Annotated in this window: 2 protein-coding genes; both read right to left on the reverse strand. The window is 66.5% G+C overall.

What is annotated here, in order from left to right; genetic code table 11:
- Positions 1–1,055: 1,055 nt before the first annotated feature.
- On the reverse strand, positions 1,056–2,159 hold the full coding sequence (locus tag ACIP98_RS39880) for a S8 family serine peptidase (RefSeq protein ID WP_401981402.1): 1,104 nt from the start codon (positions 2,157–2,159) through the stop codon (positions 1,056–1,058).
- A 236-nt stretch (positions 2,160–2,395) separates the two neighbouring features.
- Positions 2,396–5,713, reverse strand: coding sequence for a right-handed parallel beta-helix repeat-containing protein (locus tag ACIP98_RS39885; RefSeq protein WP_401981404.1), 3,318 nt, complete (start codon positions 5,711–5,713; stop codon positions 2,396–2,398).
- Positions 5,714–6,655: the final 942 nt, after the last annotated feature.

The following is a 6,655-nucleotide window of genomic DNA, read 5'->3' on the forward strand; positions in this document are numbered from 1 at the left end:
ACTCCCCCTGCCTCTCCCGGCCTCTCCGCCCCTGCGGCGCGCCCGCCCCCCCGCGCCGTCTTCCCTCCTGTTGGGGTGGGGGGGGGGGGGGGGGCGCCGCCCCCCCCCCCCCCCCCACCACCGTGTCTCAGCCCCGGGTTTGATCTGCTTCGGCGGACCTCCGCGACAAGAAGAAGTGCTGCCTCGGGAAGGGGATACCGGCGACGGCTAAATTCTGATTCCGGATTACTTTCCGCGATCAGGCCCCGTCGGGTCACCGAAACCGCGATCGTGAACGACCGTGGCTGACATCCACCGCCAGGACCTGTGGTTTCACAAGGGCGACGGTCTCATGATCGACAACGTGGCGTTCGGCCATACAGGCCCGGACCGCCTGCAGAGCGGACCGCGTGCCCCTCATGCGGGTCACGGTCGGCCAGGTCCAACAGCCGGTCGTACGTCGACTCGCTGACAGCGCAGTCGGCGGGCGCCCTGGCGCTGATCGAGTTAAGGCTGCCGCGATTCCGCCGTCGTCAACGTCCATGCAAGCAGTTGGTGTTCGCCGGGTAGGCCGACCAGCCGACCCTCCGGCATGGCCGGCGCAGTACCGGCCTGCACAGGGTGCTGGAGTGCCTTGCGGTGACGTCGGCCGGGCGCGCGCCCAGTTGTCGCAAGTGCTCGCGGCCGGAGTGAGCAGGTCGACGCTGCTGCGCCTCATCCGCCGCCTTCCCGAACCCGGACCCTCGACTCCGCTGTACTCGAGTCGATGAGTTCGCACTGCGCAAAAGTCACAACGCCGGCACGACCCTCACCGGCATCGAGACTCTCCAGCCGGTCGAAATGCTGCCGCCACCGGACGACCGCAACGGTCGCCCGGTGGCTCGCAGGCTCACCCCGGCGTCGAGGTGGTGTGCCGGGACTACCGGTAGTACCGAGGCCGGACGGCTGGGCGCTCCAAAATGGCCCACGTCACGGACCCACGCGTACTCACGCGGAGACTACAGAACTCCATGCGATCACACCCTGCTCTGCAGGGCAGCGCTCCGGGTGCAGCCGCCGGTCAAACCAGAACAGGCTCAGCCTCGTTCCGCCGAGCGACTGACTTCTGCAGGCTGCCAACCTCTCGCCCGACCGCGCGGAACGACCACGGCAGCGCACGCTAGGACGAACAGCACTGCACCAGCGATCGCCGTACACAGCGCAGCGCGCCGCATGGGAAGCGCCCCGGCATCAGCAGGCAGAACAACCGGCTTGTCCCGCGCCAGCGGGTGTTGTACGGCCGACTGGCCCTGGGCCGCGGTAGTCGCAGCCGTCACCGCCGCATAGGGATCTAGACGGGGAACCACATCAGGGTATGCAGTGGATATGAGTCGAGCCGCAGTCTGTTCGGCGGACAATTCCGGGTGGGCGGAACGTACCTGGGCCGCCGCGCCCGCTACGAACGCGGCCCCAAAGGAGGCGCCGGAGCCGATGAAATGCCCGGTACCTCTGGGACCAATACTGATCACGCCATCCCCGGGAGCCGTGAGATCGGCAGCCCGGGGCAACAACGCGCCATCCAGGCGTTTGCCGTCCGCGTCGATGTCCAGTACCGACAGGACGCCGGACTGGGCTGCCGGCCAGTAGTCGCGGGGTACTGGCGCGGCTTTGCTCGCGGTGCCGGCTCTGGGCGGATCGGGTACGGCCGCAGCGATCAGCAGTGCGTCGTGTTTGACGGCGTTGTCGACAGCTGCGGTGAGCTGAGCCGATCTGTTTGCCAGGGCTGGTGACACGACGATCACCTGGGCTTTTGCTTGGACCGCTTGGGTGATTCCCGCCGCGACGCTCGAGGCTGTCGCCTTCCCGCGGGCATCCGTGCCACGGACCGCCACGATACGCGCCTGCGGGGCGACACCGGCGAACTTTACCCCCTGCGTGGCAGCCGCTCCGATCAATCCCGCGACGAAACTGCCATGCCCCACGCAGTCCTGGCCCGCACTGCCAAGTGCGATGACCCGACCCTTCAGAGCCGGTGCTGTGACTGACACCCCCGTGTCCACCACGGCCACCGTCACCGTGGACCCGGAGGAGAACTGCGAGGCCCGCGTGAACTGCAGGTACCGCTGTTGCCACGGCTCCGAAGTGGCCTTCTCTTCGGATGCCTTGGTGCAGTCGGCACCAGCCTCGAGCTGGGTCGGCATCACGGGCAGCTGTACCACCTTGGCGTCGGCCGCAAGCGCGGTGGACGCGGCAGGTGACCCCAGCACAGCGCTGAGGACCAACGCTACAGCGGCAAGCCGGGCCGGGAGTGCAAGATGCGAGGGAAAGCGGGGACGACGCATGAGGCGTACTTTACGATCTCTGCGTTCCCGCGCTGCACTTGCCCTCTCTGGGGCGCTCATCTGTTCCTTCCAGTCGTGCAGTCGCTGTTTGTGCCTCAGGTTGCCGCGTACGACGTCGGCACGTCGTTCGGGAGCAGCAGACGCAGATCGTCCACGCTTGGTGCTGTCATGGTGCTCAGGCGACCGGCCTGACGCGTCATCATCGATTCCAGCACCTGCCGGGCGAGTCGCGCGTTTCCGAACGACCGGTCCCTCGGTAGTGAGTGGAAATGCGCGCGAAGCAGTGCGCCCACGCCAGGTCCGCACTCGTATCCCGCTGCCTCGGCATGCATCCGTACGATGGTGACAAGCTCGTCGGAGGTGTAGTCGGCGAAGGCCACGCGTCGGGAGAAACGGGACGACAGACCTGGGTTGGAGGCCATGAAGGCCTCCATCTCTTCGGTATAACCGGCGACGATGACGACCACTTCGTCGCGGTGGTCTTCCATCAGTTTCAGCAGTGTGTCCACGGCCTCCTGCCCGAAATCCGCGCCCGAGGAGCCGCCGGGGGGCGTCAGCGTGTATGCCTCGTCGATGAACAGCACACCGCCCAGGGCCCGTTCGAAGACCTCGCGGGTCAGCTGGGCGGTGTGGCCGACGTACCGGCCGACGAGGTCGGCGCGCGACACCTCCACCAACTGCCCGCGGGGAAGTACTTCGAGAGAAACAAGGAGTTCACCGTAGAGGCGGGCCACGGTGGTCTTGCCGGTGCCGGGCGGCCCGGTGAAAACGAGATGGTGGCTGATCCGGGGGGCGGGCAGTCCGGCGGCCAGCCGGTGCCGTGCGGTGGACAGCAGGTTGACCAGATCGGTGACGTCGCGTTTCACCGCGTCCAGCCCGATCATGTCGCCGAGCCGCTCGAGCGCGTTGCTCTGTCCTGGCATGACGTCCGCGGTACCTTCGGCGGCAGCTTGCTCACTGATGTCCTGGGGAAGGAGCAGTGAGAGGTCTCGCTCCCCGACCTCAGCCTGGGACGCCAAGCGCACCGCCTGGCGATCGACCATCTCCTCGAACACCTGTCGTGCTGCGCGGCCGTTGCCGAAAGTCGCGTCTCTGGGCATGCGTTCGAAGTGGGCTGCCAGTGCGGCGTTGGTGCCATCACCGAGTTCGTAATGATGGCGGGCACACATGCTTTCCATGATCGCCACAAGCTCGGGCACCGAGTAGTTCTCGAACTCCACTGTTCGGGAGAAGCGCGAGGCTAGGCCCGGGTTGGAGGCAAGGAAGGACTGCATTTCTCCGGAGTATCCGGCGACCACGACTACGACGTCCTCGCGGTGGTCCTCCATCAGCTTCAAAAGCGTGTCTACAGCTTCCCGCCCGAAGTCCGCTCCCGAGTGATTGCTGTCACTGGTCAGCGTGTAGGCCTCGTCGATGAACAGTACGCCACCCAGCGCCCGGTTGAAGGTCTCGGTCGTCTTGATGGCGGTGCCACCAATGACCTGGGCCACCAGGTCCGCACGCGAGACTTCTACCAGGTGCCCCGAACGCAGGGCGCCCAACTGCGCCAGAATCGTGCCGTAGAGACGTGCGACCGTCGTCTTTCCGGTGCCGGGCGGCCCAGCGAAGACCAGATGCCGACTCATCGGGGGTGCGGGCATGCCGAGTTGGGCGCGACGCTGCGCGAGTTGCGTGAGATTGACGAGTGTGCGGACCTGTTGCTTGACGTTGGACAGGCCGATCAGGGACTCCAGTTCGGCCAGCGGCCCGGTCTCGGAAGAGGTATCGCCGCCAGGCATGGTTCCGGCGGGGTCCGTTCCCTCGTTGTCGCCGTATCCCCACGCGTCACGCCGGCCGTTTCCAGTACTGGTGAGCTCCTCGACGGCGAGTCGGTCCCCAGACTTCGACTGCACGAGACCGCTGCCGGCGTTGTCGCGCACGGTGCAATTGACGACGGAGACCGGGGACGTGGTTTCCACCCGCAGACCGTCCTGGCCACTGCCAGCCAGCGTGCATCCGTTGAGTGCGGCACGTCCACCTTCTCGGACCACTGCTGCACTATCGGCGGCGTCGGTCACGCGGACCCGGGTAGCGGTGAGCTCGCCTTCAGCCTCGACAACGATGCCGTCCGCGCTGGGCTCACGGAACTCGCAGTCACGGGCGGTCGCCGTGCCTTGCTCACCCACCAGCAGGGCTGGGCCGGTCGCAGCCAGCACCGTAGTGCTGCCGACATACAGATTGCCGAGTCCTTCGATGTGGAGGCCCGCTGCACCGGGGCGATCGATCTCACTGTTCTCCAACCGTCCTCGCCCGTCCTTGACGACCTCGACGCCATTGGCGCCGGTGCGGCTGATTCGGACGCGGCGCAGCATCGGGTTGGCGCCCGTGCGGATACGGATTGCGGAGCCTGTTGTGTCGAGAACCTCCAGGCGGTCGAATTCCGCGGTGGACTCATCCTCAAGCAGTACGGCGGCTTCGGCAGCGCAGTCACGTACCGTCAACGAAGTGAGCGTGGGGGAGGCGGAGCCCGCAACCCACAGTGCGGGCGCCTGTGAGGAGTCCAGCCAGCAGTCCTCGTAGGTGCCACGTGCCCGATCGGTGACCAGAAGGCCGTTACCCTCGGTCCGGGAAGTGCGGCAGCGGCGCAGCAGCGGGTCGCTGCCGTGCGAGATGATGAAGGCCGGGCCGGTGGTGGCTGTGACCCTGACTTCTTCCAATTCGGTGCGGGAGGCGCTGGTCAGGTGGACACCGATCGTCGTGTCGTGCACCACCGTCCGGACCACGCGTGTGGTGGAGTGCTCCTCCAGGGCGATGGATGGCTTGGCGGTGGAGGATATGTCGCAGTCTTCGATGAACCCCTGTGCCTCGCCGTTGGCAAGGACGCCGTTGCCCTGGGCGTCCCGTATTGTGCAGCCACGGACGGTGACCCGGCCGCGCTCGCCGATTACCACGGCCGAGGTGCTCAGGTGCTCCATCGTGCAGTTGTCGAGCAGGCTGTCGACCGCCGAGGTCACCACCACACCGGCGCCTACCGGATTACTGACTCGGCAGTCCCGCATCGCCAGCGACCCGTTTTCCCGTGCCAGTACAGCCGTCCACGATGAACCGGTGACCTCGCAGCCGTCCATGGCGACCTGTCCCCGCACGGCGTCGATCGCAGGCACCTCGTCGTCACGACCGCGAAGTACCAGATCCGTGAGCATCACGGCGTCCGCCCGCAGCGTCACGGCACTGCCGCGCCGGGGCCGGATCTCCACGCTGCCTCGGGCCTGCTCGGCGACGAGGGTCACCCGGGTCCCGATGACGAGGCTTTCCTCGTACGTTCCGGGTCGCACGCTGATGACAGCACCACTGCGGGCGTTCGCCAGTGCCTCTTGGATCGTACGAAAGCCGGTGGTGCCCTCGGGACAGACCGTCACTACCTGACGTGACACACGCTCTCCATCTCTCACAGCCCCTTGGGGGCACGCACCGCCCGCCAGCGGGGGAAGCACCATCATGCCGTCGAGAGCGCCGAGTCGCCACGCTGGGTCTGGACACCGAAGCCAGTATGGGTGGTCCGTCTAGCAGTCTCGCCCGCCTGGGCCATCAAGTCCTGCAGCGGTTGTGAATCACCGTGTCAACGGCTGTGGGCCATCCTCTCATGGCCGACGGGAGCCCTACATCTGAGGACCACGCTGGCGGCGGTTTGGTTCCGGGGTGACCACTCGTCCACATTCAGGTGCTACTGCCAGCAATGGAAGGATCTGCGGCGACAGACATTGACACGATCATGAGGGTGGTCAAGAACCGAGTGCAGTGACGACAGCTACCCTAGAAATTCCCACTCGATCAGAGATTACCGGCACAGAGCAGACATCGGGCTCCGGTGCGACAGAGGGCGCCACCCTGCTCCATGACACACCTCGAGCAAGCAGGACCTGCCTGCCGGGTCGCCATCCCGACCCTTCGGTGTGTGTCGACTGGCGTTCGATACGCACCGAAGACATGACCAGTTCAGGAACTGCAAGCACTTCATTGCCAGCAACGCCCTGGCCTGCTGACCGTAATCGCAGCGTCCGTGAATGCCTACGCCTGACGGTCCTTGTTGCAGACCCGGCTTGAACAGCCGCCGCCCGGAAGGTCCGCCCCGGGCGGCGCTTCGCCAGTCGACTCGTGGACCGGGCCGCCAGCGCGTTGATCTGAACTCGCGGCCGTCTCAGGTCTGGCATGCGATTCCGAAACCCGCCACGGCCCGGCCCCAGGGCTTCGGCGTAGTCGCGTGACGCCCGGTTCGTGACAATCTGCCAGCTCGGCGGTGCCCCGGAACGTGACAGGCACGGCTTCCAAGATCATGGAGTTCTCTACGCCCCGTGATCCGAGTGGAAGACCGTGCC

The organism is Streptomyces sp. NPDC088354 (genome assembly GCF_044753585.1).
In the GTDB taxonomy this organism is placed as follows: Bacteria; Actinomycetota; Actinomycetes; order Streptomycetales; family Streptomycetaceae; genus Actinacidiphila.